The sequence below is a fragment of the Mesorhizobium sp. RSR380A genome (assembly GCF_054719385.1).
The window spans coordinates 1,055,860-1,073,034 of record NZ_JBTTIB010000001.1 but is presented as its reverse complement, the minus strand read 5'-3'; the positions used below and the strand labels follow the sequence as shown (position 1 = coordinate 1,073,034).

Annotated in this window: 16 protein-coding genes; 8 read left to right on the top strand and 8 right to left on the bottom strand. The window is 62.3% G+C overall.

All coding sequences use genetic code 11. The features are described 5' to 3' along the window. Nucleotides 1-37: 37 nt before the first annotated feature. The 6 genes from ACYG9Z_RS05180 to ACYG9Z_RS05155 form a co-directional block, all read right to left on the bottom strand. Complete coding sequence (locus ACYG9Z_RS05180) at nucleotides 38-781, bottom strand: ribonuclease activity regulator RraA (protein ID WP_023752140.1); 744 nt, start codon at nucleotides 779-781, stop codon at nucleotides 38-40. A gap of 23 nt (nucleotides 782-804) precedes the next feature. Beyond that, the gene (locus tag ACYG9Z_RS05175; RefSeq protein WP_023752139.1) at nucleotides 805-1,968 is read right to left on the bottom strand and encodes a mandelate racemase/muconate lactonizing enzyme family protein; all 1,164 of its coding nucleotides are present in this window, start codon (nucleotides 1,966-1,968) and stop codon (nucleotides 805-807) included. Nucleotides 1,969-1,999: 31 nt separating this feature from the next. Further along, nucleotides 2,000-3,097 carry an ABC transporter ATP-binding protein gene (locus ACYG9Z_RS05170; RefSeq protein WP_023739523.1) on the bottom strand — a complete coding sequence of 366 codons (1,098 nt, stop codon included), beginning with the start codon at nucleotides 3,095-3,097 and terminating at the stop codon, nucleotides 2,000-2,002. Nucleotides 3,098-3,221: 124 nt separating this feature from the next. Then, nucleotides 3,222-4,112, bottom strand: a complete 891-nt coding sequence (locus ACYG9Z_RS05165) for a carbohydrate ABC transporter permease (protein WP_031244109.1) — start codon at nucleotides 4,110-4,112, stop codon at nucleotides 3,222-3,224. Beyond that, nucleotides 4,109-5,068 carry a carbohydrate ABC transporter permease gene (locus ACYG9Z_RS05160; RefSeq protein WP_023830842.1) on the bottom strand — a complete coding sequence of 320 codons (960 nt, stop codon included), beginning with the start codon at nucleotides 5,066-5,068 and terminating at the stop codon, nucleotides 4,109-4,111. Before ACYG9Z_RS05160 ends, ACYG9Z_RS05165 begins: the two co-directional genes overlap by 4 nt. An 81-nt stretch (nucleotides 5,069-5,149) precedes the next feature. Further along, nucleotides 5,150-6,628: an ABC transporter substrate-binding protein gene (locus tag ACYG9Z_RS05155; protein ID WP_023668101.1), complete on the bottom strand. Its 1,479-nt coding sequence runs from the start codon at nucleotides 6,626-6,628 to the stop codon at nucleotides 5,150-5,152. Between the two features lie 205 nt (nucleotides 6,629-6,833). On the opposite strand from ACYG9Z_RS05155, the gene ACYG9Z_RS05150 reads away from it, so the two are divergent. The 5 genes from ACYG9Z_RS05150 to ACYG9Z_RS05130 are packed head-to-tail and all read left to right on the top strand — an operon-like array spanning nucleotide 6,834 to nucleotide 11,763. Next, entirely contained in the window at nucleotides 6,834-7,544 is a 711-nt protein-coding gene (locus ACYG9Z_RS05150) for a GntR family transcriptional regulator (RefSeq protein WP_023739522.1), read from the top strand. Between the two features lie 54 nt (nucleotides 7,545-7,598). Then, the gene (locus ACYG9Z_RS05145) at nucleotides 7,599-8,765 is read left to right on the top strand and encodes a mandelate racemase/muconate lactonizing enzyme family protein (RefSeq protein ID WP_023752135.1); all 1,167 of its coding nucleotides are present in this window, start codon (nucleotides 7,599-7,601) and stop codon (nucleotides 8,763-8,765) included. Nucleotides 8,766-8,821: 56 nt separating this feature from the next. Continuing rightward, on the top strand, nucleotides 8,822-10,180 hold the full coding sequence (locus ACYG9Z_RS05140; RefSeq protein WP_023681195.1) for a mandelate racemase/muconate lactonizing enzyme family protein: 1,359 nt from the start codon (nucleotides 8,822-8,824) through the stop codon (nucleotides 10,178-10,180). A gap of 45 nt (nucleotides 10,181-10,225) precedes the next feature. Beyond that, the gene (locus tag ACYG9Z_RS05135) at nucleotides 10,226-10,552 is read left to right on the top strand and encodes an NIPSNAP family protein (protein WP_023752132.1); all 327 of its coding nucleotides are present in this window, start codon (nucleotides 10,226-10,228) and stop codon (nucleotides 10,550-10,552) included. Nucleotides 10,553-10,560: 8 nt separating this feature from the next. Further along, nucleotides 10,561-11,763, top strand: a complete 1,203-nt coding sequence (locus ACYG9Z_RS05130; protein ID WP_023752131.1) for a mandelate racemase/muconate lactonizing enzyme family protein — start codon at nucleotides 10,561-10,563, stop codon at nucleotides 11,761-11,763. Between the two features lie 74 nt (nucleotides 11,764-11,837). Here ACYG9Z_RS05130 and ACYG9Z_RS05125 read toward each other — a convergent pair whose 3' ends face one another. Further along, nucleotides 11,838-12,476, bottom strand: coding sequence for a MarR family winged helix-turn-helix transcriptional regulator (locus ACYG9Z_RS05125; RefSeq protein ID WP_023739519.1), 639 nt, complete (start codon nucleotides 12,474-12,476; stop codon nucleotides 11,838-11,840). A gap of 117 nt (nucleotides 12,477-12,593) precedes the next feature. Here ACYG9Z_RS05125 and ACYG9Z_RS05120 point away from each other — a divergent pair, with 117 nt between their 5' ends. Both ACYG9Z_RS05120 and ACYG9Z_RS05115 read left to right on the top strand, forming a co-directional pair. After that, nucleotides 12,594-14,123 carry an MDR family MFS transporter gene (locus ACYG9Z_RS05120; protein WP_460222881.1) on the top strand — a complete coding sequence of 510 codons (1,530 nt, stop codon included), beginning with the start codon at nucleotides 12,594-12,596 and terminating at the stop codon, nucleotides 14,121-14,123. A 69-nt stretch (nucleotides 14,124-14,192) separates the two neighbouring features. After that, nucleotides 14,193-15,029: an amidohydrolase family protein gene (locus ACYG9Z_RS05115; protein WP_023754431.1), complete on the top strand. Its 837-nt coding sequence runs from the start codon at nucleotides 14,193-14,195 to the stop codon at nucleotides 15,027-15,029. Nucleotides 15,030-15,078: 49 nt separating this feature from the next. On the opposite strand, the gene ACYG9Z_RS05110 is transcribed toward ACYG9Z_RS05115, so the two are convergent. Further along, a complete protein-coding gene (locus ACYG9Z_RS05110) occupies nucleotides 15,079-15,864 on the bottom strand; it encodes an SDR family NAD(P)-dependent oxidoreductase (RefSeq protein ID WP_023752127.1) in 786 nt (261 codons plus the stop codon). An 83-nt stretch (nucleotides 15,865-15,947) separates the two neighbouring features. Between ACYG9Z_RS05110 and uxuA the strand changes: the two genes are divergently transcribed. Further along, a complete protein-coding gene (gene uxuA, locus ACYG9Z_RS05105; protein WP_023752126.1) occupies nucleotides 15,948-17,132 on the top strand; it encodes a mannonate dehydratase in 1,185 nt (394 codons plus the stop codon). Nucleotides 17,133-17,175 lie beyond the last annotated feature (43 nt).

Below are 17,175 nucleotides of genomic sequence, written 5' to 3'. Positions count from 1 at the left end.
ATTTCACCGCACATATGGATCGTCTTGAATGCCTGCGTCAATCCGCCGGACGATTGGCTTTGCGCCACTCCTCATATTCGCCGCGAGCATCGTCGTGCAGCGGATAGTAGCGCTGCAGCGGGGCGCCCTGCATGAGCTTCTCGCGCGAGAACTCCTCCCAATCGTGATGTTTTTTCGATTCTTCAATTACCTTTGCCGCCATTGCGACGGGAAGCACAACCGCCCCGTCGTCGTCTGCGATGATAATGTCGCCCGGGATCACCGTGACACCACCACAGGCTATCGGAACGTTGACGGCGTTCGGATAGATGCTGGTTTGCACATGGTAGTTGGGCGTCCAGCCGCGCAGCCATAGGGGCAGATCGAGCTTCTCGACATTGGGCCGGTCGCGCATGCAGCCGTCGATGACGATGCCCGCGCCGCCTCTGCCCTTGAAATAGGTCGACATCATATCGCCGAAGACGCCCGAGCTCATGTCGCCGCGCGCGTCGACGACGACCACATCGCCTTCCTGCGCGTGATAGAGCACGTGCCGGTGCAGTTGCGTTTCCGGGTCGGCGTATTCTCCCTCGCTGAAGAGGTCCGGCCGCTGCGGCAGGAACTGCAGCGTCAGCGCCGGCCCGACGATCGACTTCCCATGGTTCTGCGCCACCGGACCGACCATGTGAGGATTGCGGAAACCCATGTGGCCCAGCGTGCCGGCAACCGTCGCGGCGCCGATTTCCCTCAGGGCGTCAATGAGGTCTTTGGACGGTCGCGTGATGTCAGGGATATGCGTCATTGTGGACTCCGGTTGAGATGGAACTACCAGTTCGTAACAGACCCGTCCCGGCGCCTGAGGTGAGGCGCTTCCCAGAAACGAAAAGCCTCCGCCTGGACCGCCGCTTCGTTGACCTCGACGCCGAGGCCCGGCAGGTCGCTGACCGGATAGTCGGCACCGTCGAGCCGTGGCTGCACGGGGAAGAAGTCGGAATTGTCGAAGCCCAGCTTCGTCTCGGGTTCCCTGGTCTCGAGCCACGCGAAGTTGGGTACGGCGGCGGCGAGATGCAGGGTCGCGGCCGTGCACACCGGACCAAGCGGATTGTGCGGCATCAGGTCGACATAGTGCGCCTCGCTCCAGCCAGCGACCTTCATCGCCTCGGTGAGCCCGCCGACATTGCAGACATCGAGACGGTTGAACTGATGGATGCCGCGCTCGATGTAGGGCAGGAACTGCCACTTGCTGGCAAATTCCTCGCCGATGGCAAAGGGAATGTCGGTCATCCTGCGCAGGGATTCGTAGGCTTCAGGTGTCTCGTCGCGGATCGGCTCCTCGAGAAAATCAAGCACGCCGCGGCCGAGCTTGTTGCAGAAGCTCGCCGCCTCTGCCACCGACAGCCGATGATGATAGTCGATGCCGAGGACGACGTCGTCGCCCAGCGCCTCGCGCGCCTTGTTCAGCATGCTTGCGGTAGCGCCGATCGACTCGCGGGGTTCGAAGATGTCCCTGCTGCTTTGCCCTGCGGGGAACAAGCGGATCGCCTGCCACCCCCGTGCGCGCAGCTCCCGGGCTCGTTCGATGGCGGCATCGCCCTCGGCCTCGTCTCCGGTCGAGGCGAAGGTGGGGATGCAGTCGCGCTGCTTGCCGCCCAGCAGTTCGTAGACCGGCACCCCCAGCGCCTTGCCCTTGATGTCGTGCAGGGCGATGTCGATGGCGGAGATCGCCGCCTGCAGAACGCGCCCGCCTTCGAAGTACTGGCTGCGATATGCCTCCTGCCAGATCCGCCCGATCTGCATAGGATCGCGGCCGATGAGAAATTCGCGATAATGCTCGACCGCGCCGGCAACGGCCTTTTCGCGCCCGCTCAAGCCGCTCTCGCCCCAGCCGAAGACGCCTTGGTCGGTCTCGATCTTGACGAGCATCTGATTACGCGTTCCAACCCATACAGGATAGGGTTTGATCGCGGTGATCTTAAGCTTTTCAGTCATCCCCAACCTTCCCAATGAACCCCGTCTTGTCTCAGCCGGCCTTGAGGGCCAGTTCAGTTTCGCCATCGAACAGATGCAGCCGCTCCTGGTCGAACTCGAGCCAGATCTGCTCGTCAGGTGCGACGGCGATGTTGGGGGACACGCTGATGTTGACGATGGCGCCTGACAGCAACGCCTGCACGAAGGTGACGTCTCCGGTCGGCTCCACTGTATAGGCCCTGGCCGGGACGCTGCCTGGCACCGCGCTCTTGTGGAGCCTGATGGTCGAGTGACGTGCGCCGAGCACGACTTTCCTCGACGTTGCCTTCGCAACCTTCCGGGCGTTGAGCGGCGAGAGCTCAAGGCTCCAGCCCTCCGCGCCGGTCAACGCAGTGTTGCCGTTTGCTGTCGATGCCTCCAGTGGAACAAGGCTCATCGCCGGGCTGCCGATGAAGCTGGCGACGAACATGTTCACCGGATGGGCAAAGACCTGCGCCGGAGAATCGTATTGCAACAGGTAGCCGCCGTTCATCACCGCCATCTTGTCGGCCATGGTCACGGCTTCGAGCTGGTCGTGCGTGACATAGATGATGGTCGCCTTGAGGTCCTGGTGGAAGCGCTTGATCTCCGAGCGCATCTGGACGCGCAGTTTGGCGTCGAGGTTGGAGAGCGGCTCGTCCATGAGGAAAACGGCAGGGTCGCGGACGAGGGCGCGCCCCAAGGCGACACGTTGCTGCTGCCCGCCTGAAAGTTCGCGCGGCTTGCGCTCGAGCAGGTGCGTCATGTCGAGCACGCGCGCCGCTTCCTTGACCTTCCTGTCGATCTCGTCCCTGGGCAGCTTGCGCATCTGCAGCGGGAACGCCAGGTTCTTGTAGACCGATTTCTGCGGGTAGAGCGCGTAGTTCTGGAACACCATCGCGATGTCCCGGTCCTTGGGGTCGAGGTCGTTGACCACGCGGTCGCCGATGACGATGTCGCCCGATGTGACCGGGATCAATCCCGCGACAAGATTGAGCGTGGTTGTCTTGCCGCAGCCCGAAGGGCCGACGAGCGCAACGAACTCGCCGTCATTGACCGTCAGCGAAACGTCGTTGACAGCTTTGAAGCCGCCATAGGTCTTGACGAGATCTCTCAGGACCACGTGGGCCATCGGCAACTCCCTACGGCATGATGCCGAAAAGTGTGAAGCGGTTTTCGGACGACATCATGCTCTATCTCTTTGATTTAGAGGCGGATTCAGATTTGAGGTCGAACAGACCTGAAATCATCCGGCTCTAGTGTTTGACCGCGCCTTCTGTAAGGGCGCGTACGAAGTATCGTTGCAGGAGGAGGAACAGCACCACGACGGGCACGCTCATCATGAAGCTGGCCGCCATCAGGCCCGGAAAGTCCGTCGTATTCTCCGAGAAGAAACGCTGTATGCCGACCGGCAGGGTCAACTGCTCGTTCTTGGAAAGGAAGGTGTAGGCATAGATGTACTCGTTCCAGGCGCCAATGAAGGAATAGATCGCGGTGGCGATGATTCCGGGCGTCGAGAGCGGCATCACGATCAGGATGAAGGCCTGGAACCGGGTCGCCCCATCGATCCGCGCCGCCTGCTCGAGCTGCACCGGAATGTTGTCGTAAAAGCCCTTGAGCAGCCAGATCGCCAGCGGCAGGCCGAAGGTGAGATAGGTGAGAATGAGCGAGCCATGCGTGTTCACCAGCCCGATCGCGCGCATCAGGATGAAGAGCGGCACGAGAAAGATCACCGCCGGGAACATGTTGCGCAAAAGCACGGTGAAGAACAGGAAGTTTCGACCGGGGAAACGAAAGCGCGAAAAGGCGTAGGCCGCAGGAACGGCCACGATCACCGAAAGGATTGTGGTGACGGTCGACACGTAGAGGCTGTTCCAGAAAAAACGCAGGAAGTCCTGGCCGACGCTGTTTTGCGGATCGAGCAGCTTCTGGTAGCTGGCCAGGGTAGGCTCTTCCGGCCACCATTGCGGTGGGAACTGCATCGCCGCGAAGCCGGACTTGATCGAGGTGATCAGCATCCAGATCATCGGCAACGCGGTGTAAAGCAGCATGAACACGAGGAAGATGCGCCCGGCCCAACGCCATCCGTCGATGTGCATGCGGCGCCGGGCCGGACGTCGAGGGACTGTCTCGACGATCGTGCTCATGCGCTCCCCTCTTTGCGCTCGTTGCCGGCCAGCGCACGGACGTAGAAGTAGCCCAGCACCATCAGCATGAGGAACAGGAGTACCGAATAGGCCGATGCGACACCCCATCGCTGCCGGCCGAAGGCGAGCTCATAAATGTGGGTGATCCAGATGTGCGAAGCGTTCGACGGCCCACCACCGGTCATGATCCACGGGATGATGAAGGAATTGAAATTGGCCACTGCGAGCAGCAGGATCGTCACCGTCGAGACGTTGCGCAGATGCGGGAAGGTGACGTGCCAGAAACGCTGCCATGCATTGGCCCCGTCGACTTCCGCGGCGCGCAGCAACTGGTCGGGGACCGTCTGCAAGCCGGCCATCATCATGATCATGGCAAACGGAAACTCGCGCCAGATGTTGACGACGATCAAGGAGGGCAGCACCGTGCTGACGTTGTCGATGAAGTTCGGCGGCCGGTCTGCCAATCCGAGGCCGACCACCACCGCGCCGATGATGCCGAAGTCCGAATGGTAAATCCACTTCCAGATATAGGAGGCGGCAACCGCGCTGATGACCCAGGGAATGATCAGGATAGCGCGCAGGACACCCCGGCCGATAAACTCGCGGTGGAGGGCCAGCGCGGCGGCAAATCCCAAGGCAAAGGCAACGAAGGTGGATGCGATCGTCCAGATCAGGGTGTTCAAGGTGACTTTCCAGAACACCTGACTGGTGACGATGGCCGTGTAGTTGTCCAATCCGATAAAGGTCTTGTCGCGGAGCTGCAGGCCAGGCGGCGTCTTAAAGAACGACAGCTCGACCGTGTAGTAGATCGGATAGGCGATGACGATGAGCATCACGGCGATCGCTGGAAGCACGTAAGCGTAGTCGGCGCGATGCTCCCAGATATTCCGCAGCACCCCGGAGCTACCGGGTTGCAATCTTCGGCGAGCCTCGGCCTTCCCGGTCACGATCGTCACGATGGCGTGCCCTTGTTGTTCGGAGCAAACCGGCTGCACGCACTATCGGCGCAGCCGGCCGGATCGCAGGTCAGGCCCGGACTAGAGTCCGTCCATCAGGTTTTTCACCTTCTCGGCCGCGTCGTCCGCTGCCTGGTCGACGGTCATCGCTCCGGTCAGGGCGTTCTGCAGCATGTCCGGGACGATGATATTCATGATCTCGGGGGATTGCGGCAGCGCCGGAAACGGAATGCCGTATGGCAACATCGAGGTCGTGACATCGAGGAACTTGATGTTGTCCAGACGTTCCTTCATCCATTTGGTCTTGAAGCCGTTGAGGTTGCCTGGGTTCGAGCCGGCATACGCCATCTTCAACGACCATTCAGGGCTCGTCCACATGCAGATGATGGCCTTTGCGGCCGGCTCGTCCACCTTGCCGCCCTCGACATATTCGGGCTTCAGGATGTGAATGTTCGAGCCACCAAACACGACCGCCCGCTTGCCGTCGGGGCCGGTCGGAATCAGGCCATAGCGCATGTTGTCGATGACGGTCTGCGCCTTGTCCTTGTCGGCGCCCGTTGCCTTCTTCTGCAGGTCGAGCATGACGTTATAGTCGGACGGGTGCGAGACCATCATGCCGAGTTGGCCGGCGACGAACAGGGGCTGGTTATCGGCCTGCTGGTTGGTGAGGGCCGAAACCGGAACCGACTTGTCGCGAACATACATGTCGTAGGAGGCTTGCAACGCCGCCTTGCTCTGCGGGCTATTGAGCTCGACCTCCTTATAGGTCGGGTTCGCGGAGGCTTCGTCGAAGACACCGCCGCCATAGGCCCATAGCTGCGGCATGAAGCGGTACGGCGTGTTGCCGGCGTTCTTGCGCGCCACGAGGCCGTAGCCGGCAATGCCGAGCTTGTCATGGATCTGCTTGGAATATTTGACGACGTCGTCCCAGGTAGCCGGAGCCTTGTCCGGATCGAGGCCCGCACGCTTGAAAATGTCGGCGTTCCAGATGAACGCCATCGTCTCATTGTTGGTGGGAATGCCGTAGGTCACGCCATCCCAGGTTACCGCCTTCATGGCGCCGGGCCAGAAATCCTCTGTGGGATAGCCCACATCTTCCGGCTTGAGCGGCTGCAGATAACCCTTCGAGGCGAACTCGGTTCCGCCCAGGATTTGCAGGCGGACCGCCATCGGCGCGGCATTGCCCAGCAGCGCCGTGCGGAACTTGTCGAGAAGGTCGTTGTAGGTGAGGGCCTGATCCTCGAGCTGGATGTTCGGATAGGTCTTGCGGAAGGTCTCGAAGAAATCCTTGTAGTACTGACGCAGCAGGTCGGGGTCGCCCTCGAACACGCCCTGATACCAGAACGTCAGTCGCCCCTTGTAGTCGAGCGGAGTGACCTTGCCGCAATCGGCGGCCGTGTCGAAATCCTGTGTGCCGGCGATGGAGCGCACATATTCCGGCGACCACTTGCTCAAATCGACTGGCGGCGAACCCAGCGCCGATCCCGACATGAGCGACGCCATCAAAGCAGTGGCGACAGTGCCGCGCAGGACGGCACCGCCGAGTGTAATCCTCGTCATAGTATCCTCCCAGATTCTCCCATGCCGCTGTGCGCCAAGGGGCTCGTCCGACCGTGCGGGATGCGTCCTTCTGCTCAATGTATCCCTTCGATCATCTGGTACGTTTTCAGATCGTGGATTGCCTGTCAACGCACCCGATCGTACATTGTTTGCAAAACGCGTGTATGATATCGAGCATGCGATGTACTAATCGGGGGAGCCGGCTTTGGCCGAAACAAGTGATTTCAAAGCAGAGCCACCCGTGGGGATTGATCCCATCGGGGCGTCCAGCGAGGGCGCCTCGCTTTATGAGCTGATCCGGGAAGACATCATCGAGGGACGGCTCGCCGCCAACGAACGGCTTGTGGTCACCGATCTCGCCCGGCGTCACGGCACCTCGACCAACCCCGTACGCGAGGCGCTGCAGCTGTTGCGAGGGGAGGGCTTCGTCACCTTTGTCGCCAACCGTGGCGCGCGCGTCCGGCCCATAGACCAGGATTTTGTCCGGGATATCTACGAGATCGGAGTCCTGATCGAGCCGGCCCTGACGCGATGGTTCGTGAACATGGCGACCGGCGAGGACATCGCCGAACTCGAACGCATCCAGGCTCTGATCGAAGAGAACAACTTCACCGACACATTGCGGCACAGTGAACTGGATACCGCCTTCCACACCGTGATGTACCAGCGCCACTACAACCGCCATGCCGCCGAGCTTTGGTGGAAGCATCGCGAAGTGCTGCGAGCCGTGAGCCGGCGTTTCAATTTCACGCTCGCGCGGCGGGCCGCCATTATGCGTGAACACCGCGAGCTCATCGCGCATATCAGAGCGGGAAATGCCGACGAGGCGGCCGAACTCATTTCCCGCCATGTCGAGGGTTCCGGTCGGCACGTCCTCGAACAGATGCGTGCGCGCAATGCCGCTCGGGCCGGATAGAGTTTCCAGCCCAGAACATCATTGGTCCAGCCATCAGACAGAGGTAGTTGAGAGATGAAAATCACGAGCGTTCGGCCGTGGCTGATCAAGTCCGATGCTTCCTATTGGGGAGAGTTCCTGTTCGTCGAGGTGACGACCGACGAAGGGGTGAGTGGCTGGGGGGAAATCACCACCACCACAAGGCTCGCCAACCGCGCGCTGTGCACGATCCTGCGGCAGATCGGTGTTGCCGTCACAGGTGAGGATCCGGTGCGCATCGAGCATCTCTGGCACAAGATTTTCCGCAGCTTCACCTATATGGGCAGCCGCGGCGCCGCAGTCGAATGCGTGAGCGCTATCGACATAGCGCTCTGGGACATTCGCGGCAAAGTTCTAGGCAAGCCGATCTACGAGCTGCTGGGCGGACCGGTGCGCGATGAAATCGCGCTCTATACCCATCCCAACCAGGCCAAGTTTACCAGCAAGGAGGCTGTGGTCCGCGAAATTCGAGACATCGTCGAATCCGGACACACCGGGCTGAAGTTCGATCCTTTCCCCCACCAGGGCCGCATCGCCGATGGCTTGGCGCGCGAACAGCGGGACGGCTACCTCGATGGCAGCATGACCCGCAAGGACGAGCGCGAGGCTGCCGAACTAACGGCTTTGATCCGTGAAACGGCGGGGCCCGATGTCGACATTCTCATCGACGCGCATGGCCGCTTCGACGTCCCCACCGCCATTCGCCTCTGCCGAAGCCTCGAGGAAGCCGGCCAGATCGACTGGTTCGAGGAGCCATGCCCGCCAGAAAGCCTCAATGCTCTCAAGCAAGTGCGTGAGAAGGTCAGTGCCGCCATCTCGTGGGGCGAGCGCGGCCACACCAAATGGGATTTCGTGCCGGTGCTCGAGAACAGGCTTGCGGACTACATCATGCCGGACGTTACCTGGACCGGCGGCATTACCGAACTGAAGAAGATTTCCGCCCTGTGCGAAGCCTACTACATCCCGGTCTCGCCCCATGACGCCGCGGGACCGATCAATGTGGTTGCGGGAGCGCAGGTGATGATGACGGTTCCCAACTTCTACAAGCTCGAAACGTCGGAGTGGAACCTGGACAAATATAATCACCTCATCGACGAGCCACTCGATGTCTCGAACGGCAGCCTCAAGCTGGCGTCGAAGCCGGGTCTCGGTGTCGAGATGAACCGAGACTACCTGCAGGCCCACGAGATAGAGCTTGGCTAGCAACGCTTATGCAGGCCGGGGGTGCGGGGCGCCACCAATCAGAACGAGGATAAGCCATGGCAAAGACGGGTAGCGCCGGCGAGGCGCTCAATCGGGTAAATACGAACTCCAGGCCGAGCGACCTGCGCATCACCGACCTGCGCGTTGCCGAGATCGTCGGCGCGCCGTTCACCTCCGCGCTGGTCAAGATCTACACCAACCAGGGCATTGTCGGCCTGGGCGAAGTGCGCGACGGCGCCAGCGCGACCTATGCGCTGATGCTGAAGAGCCGGTTGCTGGGCGAGAACCCTTGCGACGTCGACCGGCTGTTCCGGCGCATCAAGCAATTTGGTGGCCATGGACGGCAAGGTGGCGGCGTCTCGGCAGTCGAGATCGCGCTTTGGGACCTCGCCGGCAAGGCGTATGGCGTGCCGATCTACCAGATGCTGGGGGGACGGTTTCGCGACAAGGTGCGTGTCTATTGCGACACCGACGCGGACAAGCCCAGTGGCACCGAGACCGGAAAGCGGCTCAAGGCGCGGATGGATCTCGGTTTCACCTTCCTCAAGATGGACCTCGGGCTGGCGCAGATCTCCCATATCCCGGGCGCAGTGGTGGCGCCGGCCGGCGTGCTCGACGGTTTCCGCAGCCATGCCGCTCGCGGCCCGGCACGCACGCTGGACGAGCGCCGGGCGCGCAACGCCGCCTATGATGCGCAGAACGTGCCGCATCCCTTCACCGGCCTCCATTTCACCGAAAAGGGCCTCGACCTGCTCGATCGATATATTCACGAGGTCCGCGAGGTGATCGGCTACGAGGTCCCGCTCGCCATCGACCATGTCGGCCACATCTCGCTGCAGGACGGCATCCGTCTGGCCCGGCGGATCGAGAAATACGCACCGGCCTGGCTCGAGGACGTGATCCCCTGGCAGTACACCGAGCAGTATCGGCAGTTGCAGCAGGCGACCTCGGTGCCGATCTGCACGGGTGAGGACATCTACCTCAAGGAAGGCTTCGAGCCGCTGCTCAACGCCGGCATCTCGGTCATCCATCCGGATCTGCTGACCACCGGCGGCATTCTCGAGACCAAGAAGATCGGCGACGCGGCGCAGGAGCATGGCGTCGCCATGGCCATTCACATGGCGGAAAGCCCGATCGCGGCAATGGCCGCCGCGCATGTCGCGGTGGCGACGGAAAACTTCATGGCGCTCGAATATCACAGCGTCGAAGTCGACTGGTGGGACGACATCGTCACCGGCCTGCCCAAGCCGCTGGTCAAGGACGGGTTCATCACCGTGCACGATAAACCGGGCCTCGGCATAGACGATGTGGTCGACGAGGTCATCAGCCAGCATCTGCAGGACGGCGTCAAAGGCATCTGGCAGCCGACCGACCACTGGGACGACGAATACTCCTGGGACCGCACCTGGAGCTGACGCTACACCTCTCCCCGAAGGGAGAAGTAAACAGAAGGATCAACCATGATCTACGAACTTCGCATTTACGACTGCGTGCCGGGCCAGCTGCCGGCGCTGCTCAAGCGTTTCAACGACCATACCTTGGCGCTGTGGGATAAGCACGGCATCCGCCAAGCCGGGTTCTTCACCACGGTGGTCGGCGAAAGCAGCAATCGACTGACCTATTTCGTCGCCTGGGAATCCTTGGCCGAGCGCGAAGTGAAATGGAAGGCCTTCACCACCGATCCGGTATGGCTCGAGGCCCGCGACGAGTCCGAGCGCGATGGCCCGATCCTGGCCAATATTTCCAGCCAGTTTCTCGCGCCAACCGCCTTCTCGTCGGTGAAATAGAGGACATCATGAAGATCACCGATCTCAGGTGCGCCGTCATCGGCAGGCACCCCATCGTGCGCATCGTCACCGACGAAGGCCTCCATGGCCTCGGCGAGGTCGAGTACACCAAGCCTTATCTGAAACCCTGGGTGCTGCATTTCCGCGACGCGCTGATCGGCGAGGACCCGACGGATGTCGAACGCGTGATGCTGAAGATCCGGCAGCGCGGCTCGTTCAAGCCCTACGGCGCCGCCGTCAGCGCCATAGAGCATGCGCTGTGGGACATCGCCGGCAAGGCCGCCGGCGTCCCGGTCTACAAGCTGCTCGGCGGCAAGGTGCGCGACAAGGTGCGGGTCTACAACGGCTCCATCCGCAAGAAGCGCACCGGCGACAGGCCGGAGGATTACGCGGCCGACGTCAAATGGATGATGGAGCGGCCGGAAGCTTTCTTCATGGTCAAGCAAGGCATCAGCTTTCATTCCAACATGAAGACCAGCGTCCCCGGCTTCCACTACGGCGTGCGTCAGCCGCCGACCTATCACGGCGCGATGGACCAGGGGCAGATCAGCGAGCGCGGCATGGCGCATATGATCGACTGCGTCGTCGCCATGAAGGAGGTGCTCGGCGACAAGGTTTCGCTGGCGCTGGATTGCGGCCCCGGCTGGTTCCTGCCCGACGCCATCCGCTTCGCGCGGGCGGTGGAAAAATACAATCTGATGTGGCTGGAGGACATGCTGACCGGCGACTACGTGCCATGGGTCAACCCGCAAGCCTATCGCGAACTCACGACATCGACGTCCACCCCGATCCATACGGGCGAACAGATTTATCTGCGCCATAATTTCAAGGAACTGATCGAAACACAGGCGGTGCGCGTCATCGGCCCGGATCCCGCCGACATCGGCGGTATCGCCGAGCTCAAATGGGTGGCCGAGCATGCCTATATGCACTCGATCATGATGGCGCCGCACGGCACGGCGAACGGTCTGCTGGGCCTCGGCGCGCTGATCAATGTCTGCGCCACGCTGCCGGCCAACTACATCGCCTTCGAATACCCCAGCGCCTCCGACCCGTGGTGGGAGGACATCGTTGTTGGTCTGCCCAAGGGGCAGATCGTCAGGGATAGCATGGTGGACCTGCTCGAAGCTCCGGGACTCGGCCTCGACATCGATGCCAAAGCGGCGAAGAAATACCTGGCGGAAGAGGACGCCGGTTTCTTCGACCGATAACGATCCGACGCGACTCGAGCGTCAAGGGCTATCGAACGGCTCGCACACATGGGTGAGCGTCCACGCCGTGCCGCCTATTTCGTTTCGGGCAGCATCTCGTCCATCAACTGCTTGACGGCCTCGGCGGATCTTTTCATCCCGGCTTCGTCCATGGCCCAACCGGCGAAGCGTTCCAGCAAGGTGGCGAACCTTACTAGGTCCTGCTCATCCCACTGTGCCAGAGATCCGGCGAAAATCCGCCATTTGGTCTGGCGCACCGCCGCCACGAGGCGCTCACCCTTGGCGGTGAGTTTGAGGCAGATGCGGCGGGCATCGCGTTGCGATGCGACACGGCAGGCATAGCCGCGTTCGACGAGGTCGGCCGCGATGCGGCTGGCGCGCGACGGATCGATCTCGAGGCGCTCGGCGATGACGCCAACCGTCACCTCATCCTGCTGGGTAGCGCTGAAAACCGGATTGTTCGCGATGGCGCTGATCGCATCGAGATGGCTCACTTCCAGCGAAGGGTCTACGCGCGCCAGGATCATGCGGCCGAAGTCGCGGCGCTGGATCGAGCGGCGCACCTTGCTCATTACCGCATCGATGGCGGCCACGGCCTCGGCCGCCGGTTCGGACAGGCCGCTGCCGCGCGCCAGATCGGCGAGATCCCGGTCGCCGCGCGTCTGGAACAGGGCTGGAAATCGGTCCGGACTGCCGGATGCGTTGCTGCTCATCCCATAGCGCGTTAGCAAGAATATATGCTGATGTCAATTATATGCTACGCGCACATATCTGGTTGACACCTCTTGGTTGTGGGGACATAAATCGCGCCCCAAGCTACGGAGACACCGATGACTGTCGAGCAGACGCTGCCGGATGCGCCGCCCGTGGAGGCCCAAGTCAGGCCCGACCTTACGACCTTGATCGTCTATTTCGGCGCGCTGATCGCCATGTTCATGGCAACCATCGACATGCAGATCGTCGTCACCGCCTTGCCCACCATTGCCGGCGAACTCGGCAATCTGCATTTGTTCGGCTGGGTCGGTGCCGCCTACCTGCTCTCGACCGCCGCGGTCTCGCCATTCTACGGCAAGCTTGGCGACATGTATGGCCGCAAGAATGTCGTGCTGACGGCGATCGGCCTGTTCCTGCTGGGCTCGCTGGTCTGCGGCATGGCATGGTCGATGGAGAGCTTAATCGCCGCGCGCGTGCTGCAGGGTATCGGCGGGGGTGGGTTGATGGTTTCGGCCTTCGCCATGATCGGCGAACTGTTTTCGCCGCGCGACCGCGCCAAATATCAGGGCTACAGTTCGGCGGTGTTCGCGCTGTCGTCGGTGCTCGGCCCGCTGGCCGGCGGCTACATCACCAGCCTGTTCGGCTGGCGTTGGGTGTTCCTGGTCAATTTGCCGATAGGGATCATCGTGCTGGCGGTGCTGGCCTTCGCCATGCGCAGCCGGTTCAACGAAAAACGGCACCGCATCGACTATCTCGGCGGCGCGCTGCTCGCCACCGGCACGACGGCGATTGTTTATTGGGGCTACCACGTGCTCGACCCCAGCGGACCGGACCTCATCACCTTCGCGCTGCCGCTGCTGGCACTGGTCGCCATCACCTTGTTCGCCATGGTCGAGCGGCGGGCCGAAGAGCCGATCGTCCCTCTGCGGCTGTTCGGCAATTCGACGGTCAGCATCGTCTCGGGCGTGTCGCTGGTCGCCGGAACGGTGACGCTGGGCATGTTCTTCTATTTTGCCCTCTACATGCAGACGCTGACGGGCCTGAGCCCGGCCGAGGTAGGCTTCCTGTTCCTGCCGGCGTCGCTCACTTCCATGGTCATCTCGATCGTCGCCGGGCGGGTGATCGCGGCAACCGGACGCTACAAATGGATGCCGGTGGTCGCCATGGCTATTGGCGGGTTTCTGATGCTGGGCTTCGTCCTCACCAACCAGCATACGCCGATCTGGGTATTGGCGACGATGATGGCAGTGTTCGGCATCAGCATGGGCCTGCAGTTCCAGGTGCTGATCGTGGCGATCCAGGCGGCAGCACCGCTGCAGGATATCGGCGCGGTGACGTCGCTGATCACCCAGGCGCGGACGCTCGGAGCATCGCTGGGTCTGGCGCTGAACGGCGCGGTGATGATCTGGGCGCTGAACCGACAGACAGCCGAGCTTCCTGCAGACGCCGCCGCCCTGCTGCCGGGTGGCCTGAACGGGTTGACGCCGCACCTCGCATCGAGCCTGCCGGGCGCGATCCGCGAAGTGGTGCTCGACCATTACTCCAGTGGCTTCAACGTGATGTTCATCTGGGTGGCGGCGCTCTATTTCGTCGCCATGGGGCTGACGCTGCTGCTCGAGGACAAAGAGATCCCGAAGCGGGCCTGAGCCAAAGCTTGTGTCATGCGCTGGGTTTAGGCATTTGGCGATGATCTGAAATCACCCAGGGGGACAGCCATGATCATCGACACTCATCTGCACCTGATCGACCTGTCGGCGCTGCGCTATCCCTGGCTCAGCCGCGAGCCGGCGCTCAACCGCGATTTCCCGCACGCAGAATATGCGATCCAGGCCCGCCGGGCCGGTATCGAGGCCGCGCTGCATATGGAGGTCGACGTCGATGAAGCCGACATCCAGGCCGAGACCAGCCATGTGAAGGCGCAGTCGCTGGAGAAGGGCAGTCTGTTGCGCGGGGCGATCGCCTCCTGCCGCCCGGAGGAGGCCGGTTTCGCCGCCTATCTCGAGCGCCAGCAGGCCGATCCCTTCGTCAAGGGGTTCCGTCGCGTGCTGCACGTCATGCCGGACGAGCTTTCGGACAGCGCGCTGTTTCGCGAAAACATCAAGCGGCTTGCCGGCACCGGCCTGACCTTCGACCTCGTCGTCCTGCCGCATCAGATTCCAAGGGCGGTTGCGCTCGCCGATCTGGCGCCGGATGTGCAGTTCGTGCTCGACCATTGCGGCGTGCCCGACATCAAGGCCAGTGCGGAACATCCGTGGCGCGAGCATATGACCGAGATCGCGCGGCGTCCCAATGTTATCGGCAAGATCTCCGGTGTCGTCGCCTATGCCGATGCCGGCTCATGGACCGTCGAGACCTTGCGCCCCTATGTCGAGCACACGATCGGCATTTTCGGCTGGGACCGCGTCGTGTGGGGCAGCGACTGGCCGGTGTGCACGCTTGGCGGTGGCCTTGCGACCTGGGTGGCGGCGACGCATGCGTTGATTGCGGGAGCCAGCCCTGAGGAGAGGACGAAATTGCTGTCGGGCAATGCCAAGCGGATGTGGAAGCTGTAGCGCGGTCGGACACCGATTGCCTGCAAGCGCGCAGAACGCCATCATAGCGCTACTTCACGCCAATACCTGCCGTCAGGCCGCCATCGATCCTGTAGTCCGCGCCGGTGCAGAAACCGGCCTTCGACGAGCACAGGAAGGCGATGAGTTCCGCCACTTCCTCCGGTTCGCCGATACGGCCGAGCGGATGCGCCGCGCCGAAGCGCTTGTAGGCCTCTTCGACATCGGCATCGCTGCCGCCGTCACCGCGCGCAGCCTTCTCCAGGATCGGCGTGCGGATCGAGCCCGGGCTGACCGAATTGACGCGGATGCCTGATGCCGCGTAGTCGAGCGCCAGCGAGCGCGTCAGCGTGTGGATGGCGCCCTTGGTCGTGGCATAGGCGGCGACGTTCTGCTGGCAGGCAAAGCCCTGCACCGAGGCGACGTTGACGATGGCGCCGCCTCCGCGCTTGATCATTTCGGGGATGCCGAAATGCGCGGTCAGGTAGATCGAGCCGACATTGACCGTCATCGTTCGGTTCCAGGTTTCCCAGTCGGTGGTCGTCGCCGTGCCGTAGGGATGGACGGCGGCTGAATTGACGATGACATCCAGGCCGCCGAACTTCGCGACGCCAGCCGCGACCGCGTCGCGCACCTGATCGGAAACGGCGACGTCGGTGTCGATGACCAGCGCTGCTGCTCCAGTGCTTTCCAGTTGCGCTTTCAATGACGCGTTGGCGGCGCGGTCGATGCCGCAGGCGATGATTGCGGCGCCACCGGCCGCAAGGCGTGTGGCGGTTGCCAGGCCGATTCCGGTCGTCCCGGTCACCAGGGCGACCTTGCCGTCGAAATCCGTCATTTCTAAAAACTCCTCCATTTTCTATCGACTCCCATCGGGGTCCAACAATAAGTTGCCAACCTCTCGCAGAAGGAAAGCCGAAAATGGAACAATGCTGGCGCTGGTATGGGCCCGATGATCCGGTGACGCTCGATCATGTCAAGCAGGCGGGCGCCACCGGCGTGGTCTCGGCGCTCCACCATATCTATGACGGCCGGGCGTGGCCTGAGGCCGAAGTGCTGGAGCGCAAGCGCATTATCCAGGAAGCAGGACTGACCTGGTCGGTCGTCGAGAGCATTCCGGTCCACAATTCCTTCAAGATCGGCGCGCAGGAACGCGAGCGCTATGCCGGCTATTACCGCGATTCGATCCGCGCGCTGGCCAAGGCCGGCATCGCCACGATCTGCTACAATTTCATGCCGGTGGTGGACTGGACCCGCACCGATCTAGCCTACCGTCTGCCGACGACAGGCTACGCCCTGCGTTTTGATGCCGTTGATTTCGCCGCCTACGATCTGTTCGTGCTGAAGCGCAAGAACGGAGCTGTCAGCTACACGCCGGCGCGTATTGCGCAGGCGGAAGCGCGGCTGAAGGAATTGTCGCCTGAGAGGATGGACCAGATCGAGCGCAACCTGATCGCCGGCCTGCCGGCGACAGAGCGCAAATATGACCGCGATAGTTTTCGCGAGGCGCTGGCGGACTACGATGGGATCGGGCCGAAGGAGTTGCGCGACAACCTCGCCTGGTTCCTGCGGGAGATCATTCCGGTGGCCGAAGAGGAGGGGGTGCGCATGTGCATTCACCCCGACGATCCGCCGTTCTCGCTCTACGGCCTGCCGCGCGTCGTTTCGACCGCCGAGGATGCGCGTTTCATTCTCAATGCCGTCGACAGCCAGGCCAATGGCCTGACGTTCTGCACCGGGTCCTACGGCACGCGCGCCGACAACGACATCGTCGCCATGGTCAAGGAATTCGCCGACCGCATCCACTTCGCCCATCTGCGCAACATCACCATCGAGGATGACGGCTCGTTCTACGAGGCCGAGCATCTCGAAGGCGGCACCGACATGGCGCATGTCATCCTGGCGCTGATGCAGGAGGAGGCGCGCCGCCGCAAGGAGGGCCGCGCCGACTGGCAAATCCCGATGCGGCCGGACCATGGCCACCTGCTCGCCGACGATATCGGCAAGACAAGGATCAATCCCGGCTACTCGCTGATCGGCCGCCTGAAGGGCTTGGCCGAATTGCGCGGCATCATGCGGGCCGTGGAAACGTTTGGGCTGGCTTGAAGGGGCAACGAACTGCGTTCAATGCCGACGCCGGCTCAGCGTG

What these genes read in the sequence shown, in the direction of transcription:
- ACYG9Z_RS05180 (WP_023752140.1), bottom strand. Translation starts at nt 781, where the DNA reads ATGACGCATATCCCTGACATCACGCGACCGTCCAAAGACCTCATTGAC.
- ACYG9Z_RS05175 (WP_023752139.1), bottom strand. Translation starts at nt 1,968, where the DNA reads ATGACTGAAAAGCTTAAGATCACCGCGATCAAACCCTATCCTGTATGG.
- ACYG9Z_RS05170 (WP_023739523.1), bottom strand. Translation starts at nt 3,097, where the DNA reads ATGGCCCACGTGGTCCTGAGAGATCTCGTCAAGACCTATGGCGGCTTC.
- ACYG9Z_RS05165 (WP_031244109.1), bottom strand. Translation starts at nt 4,112, where the DNA reads ATGAGCACGATCGTCGAGACAGTCCCTCGACGTCCGGCCCGGCGCCGC.
- ACYG9Z_RS05155 (WP_023668101.1), bottom strand. Translation starts at nt 6,628, where the DNA reads ATGACGAGGATTACACTCGGCGGTGCCGTCCTGCGCGGCACTGTCGCC.
- ACYG9Z_RS05145 (WP_023752135.1), top strand. Translation starts at nt 7,599, where the DNA reads ATGAAAATCACGAGCGTTCGGCCGTGGCTGATCAAGTCCGATGCTTCC.
- ACYG9Z_RS05140 (WP_023681195.1), top strand. Translation starts at nt 8,822, where the DNA reads ATGGCAAAGACGGGTAGCGCCGGCGAGGCGCTCAATCGGGTAAATACG.
- ACYG9Z_RS05135 (WP_023752132.1), top strand. Translation starts at nt 10,226, where the DNA reads ATGATCTACGAACTTCGCATTTACGACTGCGTGCCGGGCCAGCTGCCG.
- ACYG9Z_RS05130 (WP_023752131.1), top strand. Translation starts at nt 10,561, where the DNA reads ATGAAGATCACCGATCTCAGGTGCGCCGTCATCGGCAGGCACCCCATC.
- ACYG9Z_RS05125 (WP_023739519.1), bottom strand. Translation starts at nt 12,476, where the DNA reads ATGAGCAGCAACGCATCCGGCAGTCCGGACCGATTTCCAGCCCTGTTC.
- ACYG9Z_RS05120 (WP_460222881.1), top strand. Translation starts at nt 12,594, where the DNA reads ATGACTGTCGAGCAGACGCTGCCGGATGCGCCGCCCGTGGAGGCCCAA.
- ACYG9Z_RS05115 (WP_023754431.1), top strand. Translation starts at nt 14,193, where the DNA reads ATGATCATCGACACTCATCTGCACCTGATCGACCTGTCGGCGCTGCGC.
- ACYG9Z_RS05110 (WP_023752127.1), bottom strand. Translation starts at nt 15,864, where the DNA reads ATGACGGATTTCGACGGCAAGGTCGCCCTGGTGACCGGGACGACCGGA.
- uxuA (WP_023752126.1), top strand. Translation starts at nt 15,948, where the DNA reads ATGGAACAATGCTGGCGCTGGTATGGGCCCGATGATCCGGTGACGCTC.